The organism is Daejeonella sp. AP26, from assembly GCF_056680515.1.
Genome location: NZ_CM155286.1, coordinates 1663218 through 1688029 on the forward strand (window position 1 = coordinate 1663218; position 24812 = coordinate 1688029).

Annotated in this window: 19 protein-coding genes and 1 tRNA gene; 12 read left to right on the forward strand and 8 right to left on the reverse strand. The window is 40.2% G+C overall.

Annotation, left to right across the window (positions count from 1 at the left end; genetic code table 11):
• Window positions 1-2: 2 nt before the first annotated feature.
• From AC1MCB_RS07110 to AC1MCB_RS07130, 5 genes are all read right to left on the reverse strand, one after another.
• On the reverse strand, window positions 3-1040 hold the full coding sequence (locus tag AC1MCB_RS07110) for an adenylate/guanylate cyclase domain-containing protein (protein WP_479968047.1): 1038 nt from the start codon (window positions 1038-1040) through the stop codon (window positions 3-5).
• Window positions 1041-1089: 49 nt separating this feature from the next.
• On the reverse strand, window positions 1090-4524 hold the full coding sequence (locus tag AC1MCB_RS07115; protein WP_479968048.1) for a two-component regulator propeller domain-containing protein: 3435 nt from the start codon (window positions 4522-4524) through the stop codon (window positions 1090-1092).
• Window positions 4514-5578 (reverse strand): sensor histidine kinase, encoded by a 1065-nt coding sequence (locus tag AC1MCB_RS07120; RefSeq protein ID WP_479968049.1) that lies wholly within the window; start codon window positions 5576-5578, stop codon window positions 4514-4516. The genes AC1MCB_RS07115 and AC1MCB_RS07120 overlap by 11 nt, the downstream gene beginning before the upstream one ends.
• On the reverse strand, window positions 5568-6227 hold the full coding sequence (locus AC1MCB_RS07125) for a hypothetical protein (protein WP_479968050.1): 660 nt from the start codon (window positions 6225-6227) through the stop codon (window positions 5568-5570). Before AC1MCB_RS07125 ends, AC1MCB_RS07120 begins: the two co-directional genes overlap by 11 nt.
• A gap of 210 nt (window positions 6228-6437) precedes the next feature.
• Complete coding sequence (locus AC1MCB_RS07130) at window positions 6438-7130, reverse strand: hypothetical protein (RefSeq protein WP_479968051.1); 693 nt, start codon at window positions 7128-7130, stop codon at window positions 6438-6440.
• Between the two features lie 101 nt (window positions 7131-7231).
• On the opposite strand from AC1MCB_RS07130, the gene AC1MCB_RS07135 reads away from it, so the two are divergent.
• From AC1MCB_RS07135 to AC1MCB_RS07145, 3 genes are all read left to right on the forward strand, one after another.
• Window positions 7232-8512, forward strand: a complete 1281-nt coding sequence (locus AC1MCB_RS07135; protein ID WP_479968052.1) for a Pycsar system effector family protein — start codon at window positions 7232-7234, stop codon at window positions 8510-8512.
• A 204-nt stretch (window positions 8513-8716) separates the two neighbouring features.
• Complete coding sequence (locus AC1MCB_RS07140; RefSeq protein ID WP_479968053.1) at window positions 8717-9184, forward strand: hypothetical protein; 468 nt, start codon at window positions 8717-8719, stop codon at window positions 9182-9184.
• A gap of 163 nt (window positions 9185-9347) precedes the next feature.
• Entirely contained in the window at window positions 9348-11423 is a 2076-nt protein-coding gene (locus tag AC1MCB_RS07145) for a TonB-dependent receptor (protein ID WP_479968054.1), read from the forward strand.
• A gap of 51 nt (window positions 11424-11474) precedes the next feature.
• On the opposite strand, the gene tamL is transcribed toward AC1MCB_RS07145, so the two are convergent.
• Complete coding sequence (gene tamL, locus AC1MCB_RS07150) at window positions 11475-13847, reverse strand: translocation and assembly module lipoprotein TamL (protein ID WP_479968055.1); 2373 nt, start codon at window positions 13845-13847, stop codon at window positions 11475-11477.
• Here tamL and AC1MCB_RS07155 point away from each other — a divergent pair.
• The 3 genes from AC1MCB_RS07155 to AC1MCB_RS07165 all read left to right on the forward strand — a co-directional run bounded on the left by AC1MCB_RS07155 (window position 13838) and on the right by AC1MCB_RS07165 (window position 14915).
• On the forward strand, window positions 13838-14587 hold the full coding sequence (locus AC1MCB_RS07155; protein ID WP_479968056.1) for a TrmH family RNA methyltransferase: 750 nt from the start codon (window positions 13838-13840) through the stop codon (window positions 14585-14587). The two genes, tamL and AC1MCB_RS07155, sit on opposite strands and share 10 nt — an antisense overlap.
• A 48-nt stretch (window positions 14588-14635) precedes the next feature.
• Window positions 14636-14706, forward strand: a tRNA-Cys gene (locus tag AC1MCB_RS07160).
• Between the two features lie 26 nt (window positions 14707-14732).
• The gene (locus AC1MCB_RS07165) at window positions 14733-14915 is read left to right on the forward strand and encodes a spore protein (RefSeq protein ID WP_479968057.1); all 183 of its coding nucleotides are present in this window, start codon (window positions 14733-14735) and stop codon (window positions 14913-14915) included.
• A 102-nt stretch (window positions 14916-15017) separates the two neighbouring features.
• Here AC1MCB_RS07165 and AC1MCB_RS07170 read toward each other — a convergent pair whose 3' ends face one another.
• Window positions 15018-16043 (reverse strand): hypothetical protein, encoded by a 1026-nt coding sequence (locus tag AC1MCB_RS07170; protein ID WP_479968058.1) that lies wholly within the window; start codon window positions 16041-16043, stop codon window positions 15018-15020.
• A 191-nt stretch (window positions 16044-16234) separates the two neighbouring features.
• Here AC1MCB_RS07170 and AC1MCB_RS07175 point away from each other — a divergent pair, with 191 nt between their 5' ends.
• The gene (locus AC1MCB_RS07175) at window positions 16235-17185 is read left to right on the forward strand and encodes an adenylate/guanylate cyclase domain-containing protein (RefSeq protein WP_479968059.1); all 951 of its coding nucleotides are present in this window, start codon (window positions 16235-16237) and stop codon (window positions 17183-17185) included.
• A 14-nt stretch (window positions 17186-17199) separates the two neighbouring features.
• On the opposite strand, the gene AC1MCB_RS07180 is transcribed toward AC1MCB_RS07175, so the two are convergent.
• On the reverse strand, window positions 17200-18240 hold the full coding sequence (locus tag AC1MCB_RS07180) for a quinone-dependent dihydroorotate dehydrogenase (protein ID WP_479968060.1): 1041 nt from the start codon (window positions 18238-18240) through the stop codon (window positions 17200-17202).
• 196 nt (window positions 18241-18436) lie between these two features.
• On the opposite strand from AC1MCB_RS07180, the gene AC1MCB_RS07185 reads away from it, so the two are divergent.
• The 5 genes from AC1MCB_RS07185 to AC1MCB_RS07205 all read left to right on the forward strand — a co-directional run bounded on the left by AC1MCB_RS07185 (window position 18437) and on the right by AC1MCB_RS07205 (window position 24551).
• The gene (locus tag AC1MCB_RS07185; RefSeq protein ID WP_479968061.1) at window positions 18437-19522 is read left to right on the forward strand and encodes an efflux RND transporter periplasmic adaptor subunit; all 1086 of its coding nucleotides are present in this window, start codon (window positions 18437-18439) and stop codon (window positions 19520-19522) included.
• Between the two features lie 2 nt (window positions 19523-19524).
• Window positions 19525-20784, forward strand: coding sequence for an ABC transporter permease (locus AC1MCB_RS07190; RefSeq protein ID WP_479968062.1), 1260 nt, complete (start codon window positions 19525-19527; stop codon window positions 20782-20784).
• Window positions 20785-21477 (forward strand): ABC transporter ATP-binding protein, encoded by a 693-nt coding sequence (locus AC1MCB_RS07195; RefSeq protein ID WP_479968063.1) that lies wholly within the window; start codon window positions 20785-20787, stop codon window positions 21475-21477. It begins immediately after the preceding gene.
• A 98-nt stretch (window positions 21478-21575) separates the two neighbouring features.
• A complete protein-coding gene (locus AC1MCB_RS07200) occupies window positions 21576-22499 on the forward strand; it encodes a TolB family protein (RefSeq protein ID WP_479968064.1) in 924 nt (307 codons plus the stop codon).
• A 132-nt stretch (window positions 22500-22631) separates the two neighbouring features.
• Window positions 22632-24551 (forward strand): ABC-F family ATP-binding cassette domain-containing protein, encoded by a 1920-nt coding sequence (locus AC1MCB_RS07205; protein WP_479968065.1) that lies wholly within the window; start codon window positions 22632-22634, stop codon window positions 24549-24551.
• The last annotated feature ends 261 nt before the right edge of the window (window positions 24552-24812 follow it).

Consider the following 24812-nt stretch of genomic DNA (forward strand, 5'->3'; position numbering starts at 1 on the left):
GATCAGCTTAAAACCTCAAATATTAATACAGGGACCTGCTTATTTTTCAAAGTTGCTTCTCCAATCGGTTGGCAGTTAAATGACTGCTTAATTTGCTGATAATCCCGATCATCGATTAAAATCTGACTTGCTTTGGCTTTTGACTGTAACCTCTGAGCAGTGTTCACCACGTCACCTATCACTGTATAATCAAGTCGCCTAAGATTCGCGGACCCTATATTGCCTGAGATAACTTCTCCACTTTTAATACCGATCGCAACCTCAGCTTTAAATTGCTCGTCATCGACTGGCGGCAATTCATTTAGTTCTTTGCGGACTGCAAGGCTTGCCTCTATTGCGCGATCAAGATGATAATCCCCACGGAAAACTGCCATTATAGCATCCCCCATAAACTTATCTACATGGCCACCCTGCGAAATAATCTTATTTACCATGACATCAAAGTACCGGTTTAAAAGTTTGACGACTTTATCGGCAGGCTCTCGCTCAGCAAAGGATGTGAAGCTGCATATGTCGAAAAACACCACTGTTGCCTCGACCGTTTCATTCAGAAGCAGAGTAGTCTCGGCACTTTGATGACTCATAAAATTCAAAACGTTCTCATCAACATACATGCGAAGTATATTATTCTCTTTAATCGCCTGAAGTGTACTTTTAATTTGATTTACATGTTGGATTGTTTTTTCCAATGTCAATTCAAGATCCAGGAAATTGATCGGTTTGACCACAAAATCAAAGGCTCCCCGGTTCATTGCTGTTCGGATATTTTCCATATCTCCATAGGCAGAAACCATTACAGTTTTTACCAATGAACTGGCTTCACTAAGCTTGCTTAAGAGGCTCAATCCGTCAAGTTCGGGCATGTTAATATCGCTTAGCAAGATTGAAATATCTGGATGCTCTTCTATCATATTTAATGCTTCTCTCCCATTCAATGCGAAATAAAAAGCATATTTACTTTCTCGAATTTGGCGACGGAATTTTTGCTTTATTAGTCCTTCTAAATCTTTTTCATCGTCTGCAACAAGTATTTTTACCATGATCACGTCAGTTTAAAATTGGGTCTTAGGTAGTGTGAGATATAATATATTAGCTTTCGGAAAATGTATCTAAATGTATATTCTTGCTAACTGGAAGAATTACCGTGAATTCTGCGAATTCCCCTTCCCTAGTGTCCAGGTTCAAGTCGCCATGGTGTGCTTTAATGATATCGTAACTGATTGATAAACCAAGTCCGGTACCTTGTCCCGAAGGTTTAGTAGTAAAGAAAGGCTGATAAATTTTTTCAACAATTTGTGCCGGCACACCAAGCCCATTATCGTGTATCCGGATTAAAACCTTATCGTCTAACCTTTCCGTTGTCACGGCTACAGCAGGTTCAAAGTGACTGTCATTTTTTAGGCGGCACTTCTGAGCAACCGAATAGAATGCGTTATTATACAAGTTCAGTAAAACCCGGCCGATATCCTGAGGTACCACAAGAAGCATGGGAAGGTCTTTAGCAAAATCTGTATTGATCTTCGCATTAAAGGTTTTGTCTTTCGCGCGCAGTCCATGGTAGGCAAGTCTGAGATATTCATCCGCCAGCATATTAATATCTGTGGTTTCCCGGGTTCCGGTATTACCTCTTGAATGAAGGAGCATCCCTTTCACAATCGAGTCAGCCCGTCTGCCATGCTGATAGATTTTCTGTTCGTTCTGAGCGATGTTATCTGCCAATGCCATTGCAGTTTCATTATTACCCTCTCTCAAGATCAATTTCATTTCTTCAATTAGTTCTTTATTAACATCCGAAAAGTTATTGACGAAATTTAAAGGGTTCTGAATTTCATGGGCGATACCTGAAGTCAATTCTCCAAGGGAGGCCATTTTTTCTCTCTGGATTAATTGTGCCTGCGTAGTTTTCAGTTCATCAAGCGCATGCTTGATATTATCCCTTTGCAGAGAAATTTCTTCTTTTTGTTTCAAGATTTCCTGAGTCCGGCTTTTGACTTTTTCCTCGAGGATATTACGTTCTCTGATTAAATTCCGGGAACGATACTGGGAGATTCCCCAAACCCCGCCGATTAAAAAAAGGGCGAAAAAAGCGTAGGCCCACCAAGTCTGCCACCATGGACGAGCGATAGTCACCTCTATATTTTTTTCAGCCCAAACACCATGGCTATTGGCAGATTTGAGTCTAAAGTAATAGTTACCCGGGGGCACGTTAAAATAGTAGGCGCGGCCATTTTTATCCGCAATACGCCACTCGTTATCATAATTTTCAAGCCTATAAAGAGTTCGGTTGGCTTCAGGATTGCTGTATGCGATGGTGACAAAATCGAACGAAAAAACATTCTGGTTATGCCCAAGCTTAATTTTTTTGGTTTGCCAGAGCCTACCTGAGAAAGGTGCGCCGGGTCCTTCCTCCACCACCTTGTTCGCTATTTTAAATGACGTTAGTAAACTTTCAGGTGGACGGGAATATTCATTTAATGCTTTCGGCGAAATTACAAAGTAGCCAGCAGTATCACCGAAAAAAAGCTCTCCATTTATACCTTTGTATGCCGATGTATATATTAATGAGTTTTCGTTAATACCAAACTTTTCTCCAAAAAGGGTGGATAAATTGCGTTGGGGGTTCAATCTTAAAAGACCATAACTACTACCCATCCATAGGTTTTTTTGATCATCTTCGATGATTGAAAATACGTCGGAAATACCCGTCACCGAACTGGGATCAACATATCGCGAAAAAACTTGTGAAGATTGGTTGAATTTATAGAGCCCGTCATCGCCTCCTGCCCATAGTTCTCCGTCCGTATCCTGATAAATACTTGCAACATTAATTCCTTTAAGAAAATTATTAAATTTTCCCGACTCTTTGTCTAGCTGATTCACGCCGTTCTGTCCCCAAGCCCCAATCCATAGTGCCCCGTTGCTGTCTTCCAATATGTTGGTTACCAGATTAGGTCCAAAATTTAAAGTATCAATTGGTTCAAGAAGATAATGCGTAAACGATTTTGTTCTTTGATCCAGAAGGTTTAAACCTTGCATGGTTCCTACCCATATGTTATTTTGACTATCCTCATATATAGGCACCACAAAATTGCTGCTTATGGTGCCGCCGGTTCTCGAATCGTGTTTAAATCTGGTAAAAGTCTCACGTTCTCTATTAAACAAATTTAATCCCCCCTCTGTTCCAATCCACATTCTACTCGTTCGGTCTACATACAATGACATCAATACATCACTGCTCAAAGTATTGGAATTGGATGGGTTATGTAAAAAACGTTTAATAATTCTTTTATTTTTATCTGCCTTTAATAGGCCACCCGTGCTGGCGAGCCATAGCGTTCCATTGGATTCCTGATAGAACGAGCTCACGGGTCCGGATTTTGACGCGAAATGGGTAAATTTTTTCAGGAACGGATCTATTGTAAACAGATCTCCCACCATATTACTAACCCATAGAGTACCATCACGAGAACTATAACCAGCCCATGCATTTGATCCTTTATATTCACCAGGTCCCGCGGTATCGGAGGTATAGTGTCTAATTTTCTGGGTTTTAGGGTTAAAATAACTCAGGCCTGCATCAGCTGTTCCAATCCATGTACCTCCCGTTGCATCTTCTGTGATAAAAGTAATATGTGCAAATGAAACATCCGCTTTTTGTATTGGCGGACGGCTCAGGTTGCCAGGATGAGAGTTATTAAAAAGATGGCGTTTGAAAGTACCGGTAATTCGGTTCATTGTATGCAGGCCATCTCCCGCTGTGCCAACCCAAAAATTGCCCTTTGTATCTTCAAAAATCGCCCTGACTTTATTACTAATTAGACTTTGTGGATTACCTGGCTCGTGTTGATAGCGGGTAAACTTTTCTGTCTTCCTATCAAACCGGTTTAAACCGCCCTCCCATGGCTTTCCACCATCGCCGGCGAAAGGACTGCCGGTTCCAACCCAAAGCGTTCCCTGCCGGTCTTCATACAGGGAACGAACCTGATTATTGCTTATCGTTAAACTATTTTTTGGATCATAACGATAATGAATAAACTGGTTTTTCTTTGGATCAAAGCGATCGAGTCCTTGATGAGTACCTACCCATAGTGTTCCATTGTGATCATAAAGAAGAGAGGCCACAGTATCGTTACTTAAACTCGATCGTTCGTTTTTATTATGGCGGTAATGTGTAAACTTCCCTGTAGATGGCTCAAACTTGTCGAGACCTGCGCCAAGGGTTCCAATCCAAATCATTCCGTCAGAATCGACGCATACTGATTCAAGTATGTTGCTGCTAATCGAATTTGTATTAAGCGGACTATTTTTAAAGGACGTCATTCTATAACCGTCATATTTGAATAAGCCTTTCTTAGAAGCAAACCACATGTAGCCTTGCTGATCCTGCACGATGCCCGTAACATGCTCAAAGGTTTTTCCTTCAGATGGGTAGACCTTATTAAATATCACTTCCTGTGAGAGCACCGCCGACGAACGCAGTACCGTTATAAAAATGAAAGCGATATGAGCGACTTTAAGCTTCATTTTGAACTAGCGGCAAGTAAATTATAAATTCTGCGCCTTCCCCTTCTCTGTTAATTACTTTAAGATCTCCGCCATGCGCCTTAATTATATCATAGCTTAGCGATAGACCGAGTCCCGTTCCCTGACCGGCGGGTTTAGTGGTGAAAAACGGTTGATAGATCTTTTCGATTACTTTGGCTGGAATACCAGTGCCATTATCTCTAATCTTTATTAGCACCTGGTCTTCAACTTTTTCAGTCTCTACAAATATTGCAGGGTCCTCATTCGAATCAACTACTTTCTTGTGTTTTTCGATCACCGAATAAAAGGCATTGTTATAGAGATTCAATAGTACCCGGCCAATTTCGGGCGGATTAACGAGAACTAAGGGTAAGTTGCTGGCATAAGTAGAATGAATGGCTGCATTAAATGACTTATCTTTTGCTCTTAGTCCATGGTAGCTTAGACGCAGGTATTCCTCTACCAGGTCATTTATATCAGTCGGTTGTTTTAGTCCTGTACTTACCCTTGAATGCAATAGCATCCCTTTCACAATAGAATCCGCTCTTTTACCATGGTGATTGATTTTTTCCAAATTCTCAATTACATGACCGAACATTTCATCAGCTTCAGCTTTATACTCTACGGGCATGTTTGTACAGACAATCTTGTGAAGTTCCGTTAAAATTTCCCCGCTTACCTCAGCAAAATTATTTACAAAATTCAGTGGATTTTGGATTTCATGCGCAATACCTGCTGTAAGTTCTCCGAGTGAAGCCATTTTTTCTCGTTGAACCAGATGACGCTGTGTTTCGCGCAGATTGGTTAAAGTCTGTTGTAAAATTTCTGCCTGTTTGGATAACTCAACCGTTCTTTCTTGCACCCGCTTTTCAAGTAAAGCATTTTGTTCAGAGAGAATCAGCTGCTGTTTCTCATTTAATGCTTGAAGATCTTTATGATACTGTAACTTTTTCCGCTGACTGCTGATAAAAAGAATCAGAAAGCTGCAAAATAGCAGCAACATAGCCGAGATACCGATGATGACCCTTGTTTCTATGTTAAACTCAGGCAACATGGCAGAATGATTTCGCTATCATTACACATAGAAAAATATAGACCACATTGTGGACATTCCACATATTAGAAGCAAGTGTTTCATTTTCAGTCATCATAGGTACATAGAAAAGAAAAACAAAAAAGTTAGTTACCACGTAGATACTCAAGCCAACTACAACCCAAAAATCTTTCCCTCCTGTCAACACCTTTTCCTCTTTTAATTGGGATAGATAATAAATCATACAATAGGTCAATAAAATGTATGCCTCCGCCGCCAGTAAATTTCCGCTTAGATGGTGTGGATTAAAAAAATCATCACCCATACTAAAGTTAATACTTAGAAAAAGAATAAATATGAAAGGCAATACTTTCTTAATCAATTTATAATAAGGTTGCTGAAGGAGAATGAAGAATAAGCTAAAACAGGTAAATCGAACAAGAGAATGTACATTATACAATACCACATTCCCTTGTAACCAGGAAGGGAAATATGATTTGAAGTCGGCGATAATATCACCAGAAATGTTAAGCAAGAGCGCTATCCATAAATAGATTACTACAGGCTTGAGATATTTCGGTTGCTGTTTGTGGTTCCTCAACACCGATAATGGTATCAAAAGAGCCCATACCTCTGACCAATTAAGGATTGTAAAAAACGCTTCACTCATTTATTGATCTTCATGACTAATGGATCTTTATCGTAGTTAATGATATATGTGCTAGAGTGTTGTAATCAATAGGCATTTAGTATCCTATGATTTAGCTTTGACCAACTAGCCGTTTAACTGTTGTGAAAAGTAAGCTCGATCGGCAAAAAAGTTGCTTATGAGTAGTTTTATATTAAATCAAAAAATATTTATCAATCGCCCCATTTAAGTCTAGTAAGGCGGAGAAGGATTTAATTTTCCACGCGAAACGGGAAGGATTTGTGAACTTAGATCTCTTAACGAGTTAGTAAACGTTATAGAAAATTCAATAACATAAGTACCTGCGGCTGAGAATCGCTTCAGCTCCGGAGTAAAAATCACGTAATTCTTAGTCGAATCATTTCTGGATGCAGTGTTCACTGATTCTTTTAGCAATTTAAATACTGAATCATTGTCCAATTTCTGGTCTCCTAAAAATACTTCCTTGTCCCCCACATCTTGTACGATGTCGTCTACCAGCCCTAATATCTGATAATTGGGATTGTAATCTTTATCGTTTTGCTTACCCGCAAATGCCACCAGGGTCAGTCGTCCATTTTTAAATTTATAGAACTGAAAAAGAAGTTTTTTATAACTCTGATCACTCAGCAACCGGGCAAGCTGGTTCTTAGAAGTATCCGCAAAGTTTTCCAGGTATAGCGTACTCAGACCCGAATTGATTGAAGCCGAAGACAACCCATCAACGCCTGTAGAGGCCATCAAACCAGACTTGTCTACCTGAGCAGGAGAATCTGATTGATCCTTATCATTACAAGCATTCAGCATTGTTATCAGGATTACCAACCTGAAATATCGCGAGTAAGATGTTGTAAGAATTGGAAAAATATCGAACCGATAGCGGGTTAGTTCTTTTAATTTTTTCATAAGTAAAAATTTACGGCGGTAACCCAAATTCAAACTTTAATTGCTATTAAATATATAAATTTATAAGGCTATGGTCAAGATTCACATGAAAATGAAATTTTATGGTTTATCAAAAAGCGTTACTTCAAATTAAAGAATTTGTCGAAAACTACTATTCAGACAATCTTAATCCAAATCGGCTCTATCATAACCTTCAGCATACTCAGGAAGTTGTTGACTGGGCATTGCAAATTGCAGGACATTATAAGCTCGATAGTAAGAGCCTATTTATCATTCAGGCAGCTGCATGGTTTAGTGATATTGGATTTCTGGACGATCCAGTCAACCCAGAAAAAAGGGGCGGCAGGATTGCAGAGAAATTCTTAACCGAAATACAAATGGATGCTGATATAATTAAAAGTATTAAAAGCTGCATCCTTTCGACCCGTTTACCGCAGGCGCCAGAAAATTTCATGGAACAGGTAGTTTGTGATGCAAATATGTTCTATCTGGGGCTTGATGACTTTGAACAAAGAAGCAAGCTTATTAGAAAAGAGTTTATTCTGATCACCGGAAAAAAAATATCGAAAGATGAGTGGAAACACAGAAACATCGAACTTTTGCAAAATCATCGTTTCAAGACCGATTACAGCAAACAGTCGCTCACAGTTCAGCAGAAAAAGAATCTTGACCAGCTATTGGATTTATCGGAAAATTCTACAGAATTATTAAAAGACGCCGGGAACGCATTGAATAGATCAGGGTCTGATATAGTACCGACCACGAACAGCACGATTTCCCAGCGAAATGATGCGTCTCCCCAGAAAATAAAAAAGGTTTCAGAATCCAACGGTTCCTCAAAAAACACAAATCGTCCAGACCGCGGGATCGAAACAATGTTCCGAATCAGTTCTACAAATCACCAGGCGTTGAGTCAAATGGCGGATAATAAGGCGCACATCATGATTACCGTTAATTCAATAATTATTTCGGTATTACTCTCGGTCTTATTTAGAAGCTTGGATAACGAGCCTCACCTGGCAATCCCGGTTGCAATTCTCTTGCTGGTGAATGTGATCACAATTATATTTTCTATCCTGGCAACCCGACCAAACATTCCTCCCGGCAATTTCACGAAAGAGGATCTGGATAATCAAGAGGTTAACCTTTTATTTTTCGGTCACTTCTATAAAATGCAGCTTAATGATTATTCACAGGCAATGACCCAATTGATGGAAGATAGAAATTTTCTATACAGTAGTTTGATCAAAAACTTATATCAACAGGGGCTTGTTCTTGGAAAAAAGTACAGGTTTTTGAGGGTTTCCTACAACGTTTTTATGTATGGTCTTGTCCTATCAATTGTAGCTTTTGGAATTGCCATATTAATAGATCAGCTATAATATCTGCTTGTTCATTTATTTATTGATTATTAGTATCAATATTATTAGTATCATTATGACGATTAGAAATACTTTGATCTACTATCAAAGCTTGCCATCATAAAACACACCTGTTCAATGCGAGTAAAACTTATAACTCTTTGCTTTCTTTTTCTAGCGGTTTTTCCAGTCTTTGCCCAAACAGATTTAGATAACTCAAATCAAGTGGCGATTAACAACTTCCTCGTCAAAGAAAATCTTCTTAAAAATGATAAAATAGCTATAATTGCCTGCGACGCTAATGAAAGGCCTTTAGAGAACGTTAGTGGCACCTTTCAATTCAGTATTAACGGCTTCAAACAAGCTTTGCGCTTTAACGATGGTGTTGCGGTTTCGCCACAACAGATCGATAAGTCAACTTTCATATATCTGCGTCATGAAAATGAGAATGGAACCCATGGCAAATTATACTATGTATTAAAGAAAGACCTGGATTTAAAGCTAATTAAAATAAATTGGGTTTTATTAATCTTGATACCACTTATCGTAGTTATTCTGGCTACCATGTTTCGCAAATTTATTCTTATCGCAGCGATTCTTTTAATTATACTCTTCGTTTTCAATTCAAGTAATGGACTGAAAATAGGTACATTTTTCGAAACTGTAATTGATGGACTTAGATCGATCTTTTAAATTAAACCTTAATAATTCCTACTCATAGAACAACTGAGCACAGATCTGACTTTAACTCGCTAATGTTTCGCACGTTGAATAAGATCAGGCCACAACGAGAAATCTATTTTTTTATGACTAAGTGTTAGTAATCGCTTATGGATACAAAAAACGAATCTTGGATATGATCCGAGCTTTACTATTTGCCCCCTTATCATTCATTCTATTCCTTCTATCCCTATCAATTTCCGGTTATGCTCAAACGCGGGCGGATTCTATTCAAAAGCTACAGGAAGTTGTTGTTAAAGCTTATCTTTCAGAGCAACAGATCTTAAGATTACCTTCGTCTGTATCGGTTATAGATAGCCGCCAATTGAGGAATCAGCCTGGTACTACCCTTTTACCGGCACTCAATTCACTACCTGGGCTACGAATGGAAGAACGTTCGCCCGGCAGCTATCGCTTATCCATTAGAGGAAGCTTATTACGTTCGCCTTTTGGCATCCGGAATGTTAAAGTTTACATGGACGACTTTCCGCTGACAGATGCTGGAGGTAACACCTATTTGAACTTAATTGACGTCGAAAGCATTAATGGTATAGAAGTTCTCAAGGGGCCCGATGGAAGTTTGTTTGGCGCTAACTCCGGAGGTGTCGTTGTAATTAATCCTTCTAACAGACGTGCTGATAGCTCAAGTGCGTCTGCAAATGTGTCATTGGGTTCCTTTAACCTGCTGCAAGAAAAGTTCAATATCCAGCGGAATCTCGGAAAACATTTTTTCCAGCTTACGCAGACTTATCAAAAATCTGATGGCTATAGAGAACATAGCGCTTTAGACCGACACTATGCGCTCGCCAGATATAACTGGAGTTATTCTGATGATAATCAGCTAAGAGCTTTAGCTTTTTATTCCGATATGGATTATCAGACACCGGGCGGATTGACTAAGAGCCAGTATGATGCTAACCCTCGCTCGGCACGGCCCGCCACAGCATTTATACCCGGCACCATAGAGCAGCATGCCAGCATCTTTAATAAAACTCTTTTTGGAGGATTATTAAATGAATCTAAGGTTTTAAAACAATTGCGACATACAATAGCGGTATTTGGATCTCATACAGATTTCAAAAATCCATTCATTACCAATTATGAGATCCGCGATGAAACAACGGCGGGAATCAGGACATATCTAGAATTAAGGGGATCCCCTGGACGAAAATTGGTATGGAAGGCAAATACCGGCATCGAGTGGCAACAAACAAGCACAGATATTCGAAATTATGACAATAACTTCGGCGAAAAGGGTGCTATTCAATCGTCGGACGAACTTTCGGCCAGGCAATATTTTTATTTCGCTAAACTTTCAGCGACTATATCTAAACGTGTTGACGTTGAAGTTGCATCGAGTATCAATTATTATCGCTTTGGTTTCGGCAATAATGACCTGCTGGCTGTTAATCATTTATCGTTCAAACCACAAATAATGCCCCGGTTTGCCCTTTCCTATCAGTTTTCTGAAAACTTGGCCTGGCGTAACTCTGTGAGCAGGGGTTATTCACCACCCACAGTTGCTGAACTGAGATCATCCGATCAGCGAATAAACACCCACTTAAGGCCTGAAAGTGGCTGGAATTATGAAACAGGGATCCGCACAAGAAGCAATTCAGACCGTATTTGGCTGGATGCTTCAATATTCCATTATAGGCTTCAGGACGCTATTGTAAGAAGAGTGAATGCTGATGATACGGAATTCTTTTTAAACGCAGGGGGAACACAGCAGCTGGGATTTGAAGCACAGCTTTCAGCGTGGCTAATTGCACCTTCTAAAATTGGAATAGTTAGAGGACTCCGATTTAGAAACAGTGTAACACTTAATCATTTTAAGTTTCGTAACTATCAAAACGGAGAGTTAGATTATTCTGGAAACCGCTTAACCGGCGTCCCGGACAGAGTAATTGTAAGTAGTGCGAACCTGACTTTACCCTCCTCATTTGACCTATTTATTCAGTATAACTACACTTCAAAGATTCCAATCAACGATATAAACACTGAACTTGCTGATAGCTATAACCTGGTACAAATAAAATTTAACTGGCGTAAACAAATCACAGCTAAATCAAAGGTTGAGTGCTTCATAAGTGTGGATAATCTGTTGAATGAAAAATATAGTTTGGGGAACGATTTAAATGCCTTTGGAGGACGGTATTATAATGCAGCACCTTTCCGCAATTTCTACGGAGGTGTAAAAGCTGCCTTTTAAATCTCTGCAATTTGAGGAGCGTTTGGACAATAATTACCGTTTGTTTTATATTTAAAAAGGCATCCCGATTCCAAAATTATATTGAACAAATCTGTATACATCCGGCCAGTTTGTTATTGCATAGCGATCTTTGAAATCCCTCTTACTAAACAAATTCTTAATGACCCACTGATCTGATCCTGTAAATTGGGGATCTTTAACTTTAAGACCAGCATCTAGCCTAAAGACAAAATAATTTAAGTCAAAGCGCAATCCGGCACCCGTACCGATAGCTAGTTGATTTAGGAATTTGTTAAACATAAACTCTCCACCGGGGTTTTCAACAGTCTGCCGTAATTTCCATACGTTCCCAAAGTCGGCAAACGCTGCACCTTTTACTTTCGCGCTGAAGAAATTATCTACTATTTTAAATCTGTATTCGAGGTTTCCCTCCAATTTTATTTCGCCAAGTTGATCCAGGTTACGCAAATTTGTTCGCAAAGTATCAGCCCTCCCACCAACACCAAGAGAAGCTCTGTTATAGTTTCCGGGTCCGAGCGTGCGTGCCTGCCATGCCCTTACCCCGCTTGAACCACCTGCATAAAAATTCTTTTCGAAGGTCAGGAAATCACTGTTACCATATGGAATACCGACACCTGGATTTAAACGGGCAACAAACTGCCGCTCGTTACCAAAAAATTTATATATCCGGACATCAGTTTCGAGTTTAACATATTGTTGAAAAGGGATTCCGAATAGTGTACGGCTCCCAGCAGCATCAGTTTGTGGATTAATAACTTTGGTCAGCAAGCCAAGGGTGTTCCCCGCTGCATCAATATTTCCCCGGAAGTAGATGAAGTTATTATAAGTATTTAGCCTTATCGCGTTTAGTGTATACGCATATTGACTTCCCAGGTTAAAGAGCTGCCGATCGTTTGTACGTACATACAGTAAAAAGCCACGATTGATTAATGTATCTCTAAAGATAGGATCAAGTTTACCGCGCCGGAATTCAATATTGATCGGAGTTACCGAGTGAAGTTTGTATCGCGTTTCATTCCAGTCATAAGAGATTGAGTTAATCAAAACCCGGTTAGAAAAGGCACTTTGCTGATCGAAAAGTTGAAAGCTGCTCGAGATAGTAGTATGTGGAATGCCGTGCCTACCAATTTGTGGAAGACGAAACGGTACCAGCAACTTAGGAACAATCAGATTAGCTCCAATTTGGAAATCCCTGCTAAATATTCGCTTGAGTACGCTGCCGCTTGCTCTGGCGTCAAACTGGATACCATATCTTGCTTTTATCTCCAGCAACTCTGCTCCACCAAAAAGGTTTCTGTTAGAGTAAGTATCACCAAAATTGAAACCGTTGCGACCGGAGTTAAATGTGAACTCCCCCTCAATTCGGTTACTCATCTTTTTTAACGGAACAATGTCGACACGAGGATTTAACCGATTGGTACTATCAGCAGTTTTGATGTAATCGATCTTGACGTTTTTGAATACATTAAGATCATATAGGCGGTCATAAGTGAGGTCCTCCTTACTAAGATCGTAGATATTTCTTTTCTTTATGTAGTTAAATTTGGCGAGTAACTCAGGATCAAATTTGCGCGAATAATCTTTAACATGATATTGCGAATCTATAATAGCGGAATCCGGTTGAATATTGAGAGTGTTTCCATTACTAGTTTTGATGTTTATGAAGCTTTCGTTAATCGTATATATTTGATGAGCATTCTTATCAACAGGGTTTGAGAGAAACATTTTAAGATCAGCCTGGCTCGAGTATAAGTTGGTATCTACCTCAAATCGCACAAATTGCCTGACATAATCATAATACCCACTACGTTTCATCATCACAAATATTTGCTCCCTCTCGTAAGCCAGTGAATCTGCATCGTAACGCTTTCCAGAATCAATATGACTAAAATCAGCCTTGCTACGACCATAAAGATCTGCTACCAGTGAATCGCTTATCACGTATTCAATGTTTCTAATATTAAACGCGGGGCCGGGAAGAGCAGTAAATAATATTTTGGCTTTTTTGTTCTTTTTCTCGATAGCACTTTTAACTTTTGCCCTGAAGAAACCTTTGCTTTGAAGAAATTTTTCAATCTGCAGGCGTGATATTTCAACCAAAGAACTATCTAAAACGTTAGGCGCTTCCCCAATTTTCTTCAATCGATCGGTTCTATAAGCTCCGTTTTTTGTATTAAAGGTGTTGTATAATGCTAGATTAAGGCGAGAATTAGGTCGAATATCTTTTTGAATATAAAGCAAGGCTTGTTCAGAAAACTGCTTATCTATTCCTTCAATCTTAGCTTCTTTTACCAAAGCCTGATCCTCAGGCAGAAAGCGGGAGGCGTTACAGCTACTCAATATGATCATCAAAAGCAGTATACTTGCAATCGGGAAATTACGTGTCTTAAGATATGCTTTCAAAGTCTCAGATAAGTTTTATAAAATCATTACATCAAAAAAAATTCAGAAGAGAGCACAAGCTTTTTATAGTTGAAGGCATAAAATCTGTCACCGAATTTATTCATTCTAATTATTTAGTTGATAGTGTCTACTGCATTGAAAATGTGATGCCAAAGTTGGCTAAATTACCTCAAAAAATAAAGCTAAATGAAATTACTAATGTCGAACTTGCAAAGATCAGCACCCTTACCTCTCCCCAGAACATTTTGGCACTTGTTCAGGTCCCTAACGACAATGAAATAAAAACATTTTCTTTTAAAGGAAAATTTACCCTTGCTCTTGATGGAGTGCAGGATCCGGGGAACTTAGGCACTATTATAAGAACAGCCGACTGGTTCGGCCTTTCGCAAATTATTTGTTCGGAAGATTGTGTAGAAGTATATAATCCGAAGGTGGTTCAGGCCACCATGGGGTCGCTATCACGGGTAAATGTTAGATATGGTGATCTGTCAACTGTTTTAAAGAATCCTCAGGTATCTGTCTTTGGTGCCATGCTTAATGGAAGCTCAATCACTACGACCGACTTTGGAACCGAGGGAATTATCGTTTTAGGAAACGAGGGGAACGGGGTAAGCGAGGCAATTGCAAATGAAATCAGTCATCGGGTAACTATTCCAGGCCTTGGAAAAGCTGAATCATTAAATGTAGCCGTCTGTGCATCATTGTTTTGCTATGAACTTAAAAGAAATATCTTAAAATAAAATTGGGTGGCAACATTAATTTACTATTTTTGCAACGTTAAAAAATATGGTCGGGTGGCCGAGTGGCTAGGCAGAGGTCTGCAAAACCTTTTACAGCGGTTCGAATCCGCTCCTGACCTCTCATAAAGAATTAGAAAAGAAGATCATGGGTGTTACACGCTTAAAAAGAAAAGACAGAAAAAACAAGACTACTTCTCGTTTAGAAGTACAGTGGTTAAAATTAGCCCGCAACGTAGAAACAGGAAGCCGCTCTGCAGAATCACCTAAAAGTCAGATCAGCATTAATAATGCAGTCTTAGCTCAGGTAGAAGCAGCAGCCAAAAACTAATACGCTGCTAAGAATATTAAAGCCTGGTCATTACTTGACTGGGCTTTTTTAATTAAGAAGGTTTTTAAGGGGTCGTTGAACCTTTTTTGAATGATCTAACAATTATTGCTCTGAGGCTTCTTTCTTCTTCTCTTTATTCCGTTGAATAGGCCCCACAACAACTTCCTTCGCTTTACGATTTTTCTTAAAAATACGTTTTTGAAGATCAATTACCCTGACTGAAAAAACATTAGAGGACTTGGAACTGCTGCTGAGCTCGTCCAGATTTGAATCTACGATATAAATCTTGTTGCCTACCGTTTCCGCTCTGTTAGGATAAATGTATTTGTAATTATCAGTTCGTAATACTCTCGCCGTTTTCCAACTGTTATTGCTATTTAAAATATGTACCTGGTTATATCCTTGTGCCTGCGACATGATCAGCAAGTGATTCGAAGTGAATTGCAAACCATTAACTCCTTTAAAATCCCCCTCTATCTCAACCTCCGAGATCTTACTGCTGTCCTTAATGTCAATCTTGAATAATTGGCCACTTTTGCTTCCCACAAGAAGGTAACCGTGCGAATGGTAGACAATTCCATTCAGGTTCTTCCCCTCGCTTTTAAAGTGATCGCTATTTACCCAAACAGATGCTTTGCCATTGGGCTGAACTTTGTAGATCACAGGTGAATAACTGTCTGTCACATAAATATTTCCGGCATCATCAATTGTGAGATCGTTTACAAAATGAGGGCCGTTAAAAAGAGTATCGAGGTTGATTATAGAAGTTATCTTATTAGACAGAAGGTCAATTTTAACAAGTCGGGCTAAATTATTTCTACCTTTCTCGGATGAGTAGGCCGAATAGCCCAGGTCACCACTCAACACGTAAAGATCATGTCCTTTAATCTTCAACCCGGATGTTGCAACGAGGGCACTATCCTTCAATAACAGCGTATAGTCCCCTTTTTCGTTTACAGATCCTATTTGCCCCTTTTTCATAGAGCCCACAATAAACTGCTTTTTGGCAGGATAATAAGCAATACTCTGCGGATAGATATCCGCTTCAAAATAGTTAATCACGAAATTTTGGGCCTGGATACTCGCTGACAGAAACAGCGTGAATAAAAAAGTTAGTATAACCTTCATAGCATACATTTAATTCGGTTGCTGCATAGCATGAATCAGATCTTCGTACTAATTCATGTTAAAGATTTTGTTAAGCAACTTTAAGTTACAGATTTTATAACTTTCTATGATATAGATTTTTAATTTGTATAAAAGCGATATTTGGAAGGTTAAATTCATTTAAATTAGAGTGGTAAAAGCTAACACGAATATTGAACCTTCCGAATCACTCTATCCAGTTTTTAAATGAAAAACAGGTAGAAGTAAAAGCACATGAAAGCATCCTGGATGCAAGTCTCAGAGCCGGCATTCCGCATTATCACGTTTGTGGTGGTCATGCCCGTTGCTCTACCTGCCGCCTACTCATTATCGACGGAGCCGGGAATCTTTCAGCACCCAACGAAAGAGAGACTGCGCTTAAAGAAAAGCTCGGCTTATCGGATAACATTCGCCTGGCCTGTCAAACTTATGTACTAGGCCAACCTATAACGGTTAACCGAATTGTAAAAGATTCATCCGACGTGCAATTATATCTCAATGATAACCTGAACCTAAAGAAGCGCCAAATCGGCCAGGAAAAGAAATTAGCTTTATTATTTATGGATATCAGAGACTTTACTCCGTTTATGGAAAAAAATCTCCCTTTTGATGTTATCCATGTAATCAGTAAATTCTTCTATGCTATTAAATTAACCCTTAAAAAGTTTGGCGGGAGAATCATTGAAACTGCAGGTGATGGACTATACGCAGTTTTTGGTATCGACGAAATGGAGGGGAATTTTATTAAATCTTCAGTTGATGCGTCATTTGCTATGCATAAGGCTACTGAAGAATTTAATAAAAGCTATCTGCTTCCGTTTTTTATGCATGAGTTTGAGATAGGTATTGGATTGCACGCAGGCAACGTGATCTATGGAAGTTTTGACGTGGATCAACCTGAACAACTTGCTGTAATGGGTTTTGCAGTTAACATTGCCGCCAGACTGCAAAACGCCACCAAAGAATACAACAATTCATTTATTGCTTCCGAAACGATTGTTAAAGAATTAGAAGGTGATTTCTGCGAACATTGCAAAGTTGATGTTAATTTAAAGGGCGTCAGCCAACCAGTACCGATCTATCTGATGGGAACGCCTTTTAAAAACGGTAATGCCATACGATAAAGTAAATTGTGGTATCAGGTTTCTGGCTGATAATTTTCCAAAATCCCTTCATTTATTTTCTTTATTAACCCAGGTCCTTCATATATGAAGCCGGTATAAATCTGAATCAATGACGCGCCAGCCTCCAGCTTTTCCAAAGCATCGGCCGGTGAATGAATCCCACCGACCCCTATGATTACAAATGATCGATTTGATTTTTCAGAGAGGTATCGTATCACTTCGGTCGACCTGTTTCTTACAGGCTTTCCGCTCAGCCCGCCGGTTTCGCTTTTCAACTCTTCCGAAGACTTTAGATTGTCCCTGCTAATAGTTGTATTGGTAGCTATTACGCCGGCTATTTTTGTTTCCTGAACGATCTCAACAATATCATTCAGTTGAGAATCACTCAGATCCGGGGCAATCTTTAACAGGATTGGGCGTGAAACCTCATTTTTAAGATTCCGCTGCTGCAGTGTGTTCAATAAATTTTTTAATGGCTCCTTTTCCTGTAACTCTCGTAGACCCGGAGTATTCGGTGAGCTTACATTCACTACGAAATAATCTACTACGTCGAATAAGCGGTCAAAGCATTTAATATAATCACTCACCGCATCCTGATTTGGCGTCATTTTATTCTTCCCGATGTTTCCACCAATAATCAAACCGTTCCGCTTAATTCGCTTTAAACGATCAGCAGCTATATCCACACCCTGGTTATTGAAACCCATTCTATTGATAAGCGCCTCATCCTGCGGAAGCCGAAACATACGTGGCTTCTCATTACCGGGCTGAGGTAAAGGCGTTACGGTCCCGATCTCTATAAAACCAAAACCAAACTCTGCAAGTTCTTCCACCAGTTCGGCATTTTTATCAAAACCTGCCGCCAAACCTACCGGGTTTTTAAATTTCAAACCCATTACTTCACGCTCCAAATGAGGATCATCGAGCTGATATGTGTTTTTTATCATCTTCTTTGCTCCCCAGATCCGGTTTGCTACCCGCAAACCGCTGGTTACAAAATGATGAATATTCTCAGGATCGTATTGAAATAATACTGGTTTAAGATACTTGTACATAGCGCAAATATAAGATGATTAAAGATCAGAGTGCATAGCTTTTAATCTCCATTAAAATTCACGACTATCTATTTATTTAGGTATTTTAAACCTTGAGTTCAAATAATGACTTCGCTCATTAAGTAAGCGACTCTATTTCTCTACTTTGCACGAACTCACGGTATTTTATCGGAAAGTATTAGAAACGATTACATAAATGAAAAACTGGATAGCCTCGCTTGCCATTATCTCCTTGATAGCATGCAATAAAAGTCAACCAGGTACTAAAGTCCGAAAAAGTGATATCACCGAATCTGTGTATGCCTCCGGAATAATAAAGGCAGTTAAGCAATACAATGTCTACGCGACAGTTAATGGCATACTCCAAAAGGCATATGTATCCGAGGGTGACCGGATCAAGAAAGGCGATCCACTGTTTCTAATTGATAATCAAACTTCCACCTTAAACACAGACAACGCCCGGCTCGCTCTTGAACTGTCAGCACAAAACATCCGCGAGAACTCTAACCGCCTGCGTGAACTCGAACTCCCGTTGAACCTGGCGAAGGAAAGGCTTCAAATAGATTCAAGCATGTATGCACGGCAACAAAATCTTTGGAGCAATAACGTCGGCACAAAAGTAGAACTTGAACAGCGCAAGCTTGCCTATGAGTCTGCCCGTTCAAATTACCTGTCTGCACTAAGCAGATACCGCCAGGCCAAAACACAGTTTGAAACGGAGTACCGCCAGGCGCAGAACAATCTGAAGATCAATAAAGAACTGGAAAGTAACTATACTATTCGCAGCGAGACGGATGGGGTAGTGTATGACATCTTGAAAGAACAAGGTGAATTGCTTAATCCGCAAGCTCCGATAGCGGTTATCGGCAAGGCTACCGACTTCCTGATGGAACTGCAGGTCGATGAATATGATATTGTAAAGGTGCGTGAAGGCCAGAAAGTCTTAGTGACCATGGACAGCTATAAAGGCAAGGTGTTCAACGGAACAGTTAGCAAGATCTACCCGATCATGAATGAGCGGTCGAGAACTTTCACAGTCGACGCTCTGTTCAAAGAGAAACCTGAAGAGCTTTATCCAAATTTAACGCTGGAAGCAAATATTATTATTCAAACCAAACGGAACGTGCTGATCATCCCTCGTGAATACCTGATAGACGAACAATATGTCTATAAAGATCCTGATAAGGAAGAACGATCAAAGGTCAAGGTTGGATTAATGGATTACCGATATGCCGAAATAGTTAGCGGTCTGGACACCGGCCAATACGTTTACAAGCCCTAATCATGCAGTCACTTCTAATTTTAAATATCTCCCGGACATTACTTCTTGCGCGCTTGCGCCAATCGATTATTGCAGCCATAGGCGTTACCTTTGGAATAACCATGTTCATTACCCTGGTGAGTTTCATGACCGGATTGAATAAGCTTTTAGACGGGCTGATCCTTAACCGAACTCCACATATCCGACTTTACAACGAGATAAAAGCGTCAGCACAGCAACCTGTTGATCTTTCAGCGGAGTTTAAAAATGACATTAACATCATCCGATCCGTCAAGCCTAAAGAACGCCCATTGGAGATTTATAACAGCCAGGCGATCATGCGGACTCTAAAACAGGATCAGCGGGTATTAGGCGTAGCGCCTAAGGTTACGGCACAAGTTTTCTTTAACGTAGGCGCTATTGATTTGAATGGTATAATAAACGGAATCGATGTACTGGCAGAGAATCAATTATTTTACTTCGGTGATTACGTAATTAAAGGCGATTTGCGTGATCTTAAAACCGTTAACAATAGTATTATCCTGGGTAAGGGTGCAGCAGACAAAATGCTTGTCGATATAGGAGATGTAATCCAGGTAACTACTGCCCGTGGCGAACGTTTACCGCTAAAGGTAGTGGGCGTGTTTCAGCTCGGCATAGCCGACATTGACAATGTACAAAGTTATGCTTCAATTCAAACCACCCAGAAACTGCTCGGCGAGACAAACAGTTATTTAACCGACATCCATGTTAAATTAAAGGACCTCAGTTTCGCACCTGCAATGGCCAAAGAATATGAGAAGTTGTTTAACATTGATGCTATCGACCTCCAGGAAGCCAATGCGCAGTTTGAAACAGGCACCAACATCAGAAACATTATCACCTATGCGGTAAGTATCACCCTGTTGATCGTAGCCGGGTTTGGAATCTACAACATCCTTAATATGATGATCTACGAAAAAATGGATTCCATAGCGATATTAAAAGCCACTGGCTTTTCCGGACAGGATGTTAAGGCGATATTTCTGAGTATTTCATTGATCATTGGAATCACCGGTGGAATACTGGGTTTGATTTTCGGTTTTACATTCTCATCAATAATCAACCAGATCCCATTTGAAACAGCCGCATTACCGGCAGTGAAAACCTACCCAATAAATTTTAATTCTTTATACTATGTGATCGGGATAATCTTTGCAATAGTTACTACCTACATCGCCGGCTTTTTCCCGGCCCGAAAAGCCAGCAAGGTAGATCCAGTAGAAATCATCCGGGGCAAATAGATGGAAAAAGTTATACTCGAAACCCGCAATATTAACAAGTACTTCCACGACCCGGTTACCAACCAGGTGTTAAAAGACATATCCTTTTCAATGAGACAGCGCGATTTTATCTCAGTAGTTGGTAAATCCGGTTGCGGAAAATCAACGCTTTTATATATCCTGTCAACTATGGATACGAATTTCGAAGGCGAATTAATTCTTGATGGCGAATCCATGAGCGGAAAATCTGACAAAGAACTCTCGAGCGTCAGAAATGAAAAGATTGGTTTTGTGTTCCAGTTCCACTACCTGCTTGCAGAATTCAGTGTATTGCAAAACGTAATGATGCCTGGGTTAAAGTTGGGGCGGTATGACGCCAAAGAAGTAGAGCATCACGCCATGGGGCATCTGCAAAGTCTTGGAATAAGCCACCTGGCTACAAAACGTGCAAGCCAAATTTCCGGAGGTGAAAAACAACGAGTCGCGATTGCGAGGGCGCTAATCAATAATCCGCTCATAATAATGGGAGATGAACCCACAGGAAATTTAGACCGTAGGAATAGTGATATTGTGTTTGATATTTTCCATCAACTCGCTGCAGAAACGGGCCAATCACTTTTGATTGTTACACATGATCATGAATTTGCCGAGCGTACAGACCGGATTATTGAAATGGATGATGGCAGAATAGTGAAACTAAACAACAACTCATAGCAACCAGCCTATACTTTGGAAACATAGTGATTTATTTACCTATTTTTAATGAACATTTAAATTGAATATGATCATTAACCATTGAAATCTAATTGCTTATGAATTCAAAATATATGGCCCTTGTCTTCATTTTTATTCAGGCTACCAATGATAGTTTTAGTCAGGTACCGGATAAACTTCAAAGTAATTTGCAGACAATAGATGTCGAGTCGAAGCAGATTAAAACGATCCTATCTTTAAATCAGCACCTCGAGGCTCCTAACTGGTCGAGAGACGGGAATTATTTTATTGTGAACAGCAACGGTAAATTATACTCGATAGACACTGTTGGAAATAAAGAATTAAAAGAAATTAACACAGATTTTGCCGATCAATGTAATAACGACCACGGAATTTCCCCCGATGGTAAGCAACTGGTTATCAGTCATAATAAGAAAGTGGCTAATGGTAGAAGTTCAAGTATTTACCTTCTGCCGATTAGCGGGGGTAAGCCCGTTGAGATCACCACTCAAACCCCCTCATACTGGCATGGCTGGTCTCCTGATGGCCAAACTCTAACCTATTGCGCCTCGAGGGACGGAAACTTCGATGTTTATGCTATTCCGGTATCCGGTGGTAATGAAACCAGACTTACTTTTGATGACGGTTTAGATGACGGTCCCGAATACTCGCACGACGGAAAATATATTTATTACAATTCATTTAAAACCGGAACAATGCAATTGTGGCGAATGAATAGCAATGGTACTGTTCAAACACAGCTAACTAATGATGCTTTGTCGAATTGGTTTCCTCACCCCTCACCGGATGGTCGGTGGATTGTTTTTATTTCTTACCTGGAAAACCAGGGACAAGACCATCCTTTTGGCAAACGTGTAAAACTCAGACTGATGTCTTTGAGCGATAACTCCATCAGCGATCTGACAGACGTTTTCTATGGCGGACAAGGAACTATCAACGTTCCCTCATGGTCACCGGACAGCAAGCAGGTTGCCTTTGTGAGTTATAAAGACCTGAGATGATGTATAAGCCATTGATATGTATTACAGACTCCGTTAGTTCTGCCCCAAGTCTTTGACGCCATGGAAATGTCATTTGAACGCTGTCTCATAAATTAAAAAACGTAATTCAAAAAAACGTACTTTTGCGCCCAAATGATTGCGATAAACAACCTCACGTTCGAAATCGGTGCAAGGGCATTATACGACGAAGCGAACTGGCATATTAAACCCGGTGAAAAAATAGGATTAATTGGTGCTAACGGAACCGGAAAAACCACACTTTTAAAGATTATTGTTGGAGACTACGCTCCTACCAGCGGTACCATCTCGATGGCTAAGGACCTTAAAATGGGCTACCTCAACCAGGATCTGCTGTCTTATCAAAGTGATAAAAGTATTTTACATGTAGCTATGGAAGCCTTCGAGCGTCAAAACCAGCTGCATACTGAAATTGAGATTCTACTTAAAAAATTAGAAACCGAATATACTGACGATCTAATTAATAAACTTAGCGACAAACAGAATGAGTTTGAAGCATTAGATGGCTACAGTATCGAATACCGTGCGCACGAGATCATGGCGGGTTTAGGTTTCAGTGAAGCTGATACTCACCGAACCTTGTCTGAATTCTCCGGAGGCTGGCGTATGCGGGTAATGCTTGCGCGAATTCTACTGCAGGCACCTGACATCCTGCTGCTCGATGAGCCTACCAACCACCTGGATCTACCTTCAATCAAATGGCTTGAGACTTACCTGCAAGCATTCGAGGGTGCGATTGTTATTGTTTCTCACGATAGATATTTCCTTGACCGTGTTGTTAGAAAGATCGTTGAGTCACGCAAAGGCAAATTGATTCCTTATTCAGGTAACTACTCGTTCTATGTAGAAGAAAAAGGCTTAAGAAGTGAAATTCAAAGCGGGCAGTTCAAAAATCAGCAAGCTAAGATAAAGCAAGAAGAAAAACTCATTGAGCGTTTCAGAGCGAAAGCCAGCAAGGCAAAGATGGCCCAATCCCGTATTAAAGCTCTTGATAAGATGGAACGTGTCGAGGATGTGGATAACGATAACCCCGAAGTAAACTTCAGTTTCAAGTTCAGCAAACAATCAGGACGACACGTTATCCGGATCGAAGACTTATCTAAAGCTTACCCTGGGGTTCCAATCCTGAAGAATGCGACAGCGACGATTGAAAAAGGGGATAAAATCGCCTTAATTGGGGCTAACGGCCGGGGTAAATCAACTCTTTTAAAAGTAATTGCCGGCGCAGACAAAGACTTTACCGGAATGTGCGAAACCGGTCACAACGTAACGCAGACATTCTTTGCACAGCACCAGTTGGAAGCATTACATCTCGACAATGAGATCATTCGCGAACTGCAGGCTTTCGCACCCAAGCACACTGAAACAGAATTAAGATCTATACTAGGATGCTTCTTATTTACCGGTGACGATGCTTTCAAAAAGATCAAAGTTTTATCAGGAGGTGAGAAATCACGTGTAGCTTTGGCAAAGGCATTAACGGCTGATGCTAATTTCCTGATTCTTGATGAGCCAACCAATCACCTGGATATAGCGTCGGTAAATATTCTAATCCAAGCCTTGCAACAATATGAAGGTACCTGTATCATCGTTTCTCACGACCGGTATATGCTTGATAATGTGGCAAACAAGATCTGGTTTATCGAAGATCAGGAGATTAAAGAGTATCCTGGAACTTATGCAGAATATGAAGTCTGGAACTCTAAACGGGTATATGTTCCTAAGAAAATAGAAGACGCGCCTAAAAAAGAAGAGAAGAAGGTGGAAGCCAAACCTAAGGTTATTTTTGAAGACCGATCAAAGGACTTGAAAAAGCTGAACCAGGCTCTGCAAAAACTCGAAGAAGATATCGCGGAACAGGAGAAAGAAGTTAAAGCCGCTGAGGCAGAGTTAGCTAAAGAGGAAATCTACAGTGATTCGGAGAAGTTATCTGAAGCCAATCGTCGTTACCAGCAGTTGAGCCCACGCTTACTGAAAGCTCAGGCTGAATGGGAGCGCCTTGCTGAAGAGATAATGGAACTGGAAGCAAAATAAAATCTAATAAAACAAAATGAGCTCCGCTGGAACCACTTTTAAGAGGACGCCTGCGGAGCTTTTTATTTAGCGCCTTGTTGCTATAGCAGCATTTGCTCTTCACAACCACGCGCGTGCCGACCTACATTCCATTACTCATGTTCGTGTCTTGCCACTAGTTTAGCGGCAAGACACGAACATGATACGAGCAAGACCCAAAGCTTTCTGCTTCTGCTGGCACAAGCAGAGTCCCCAGCTCTCAAATTATAATCTTCTAAAGGG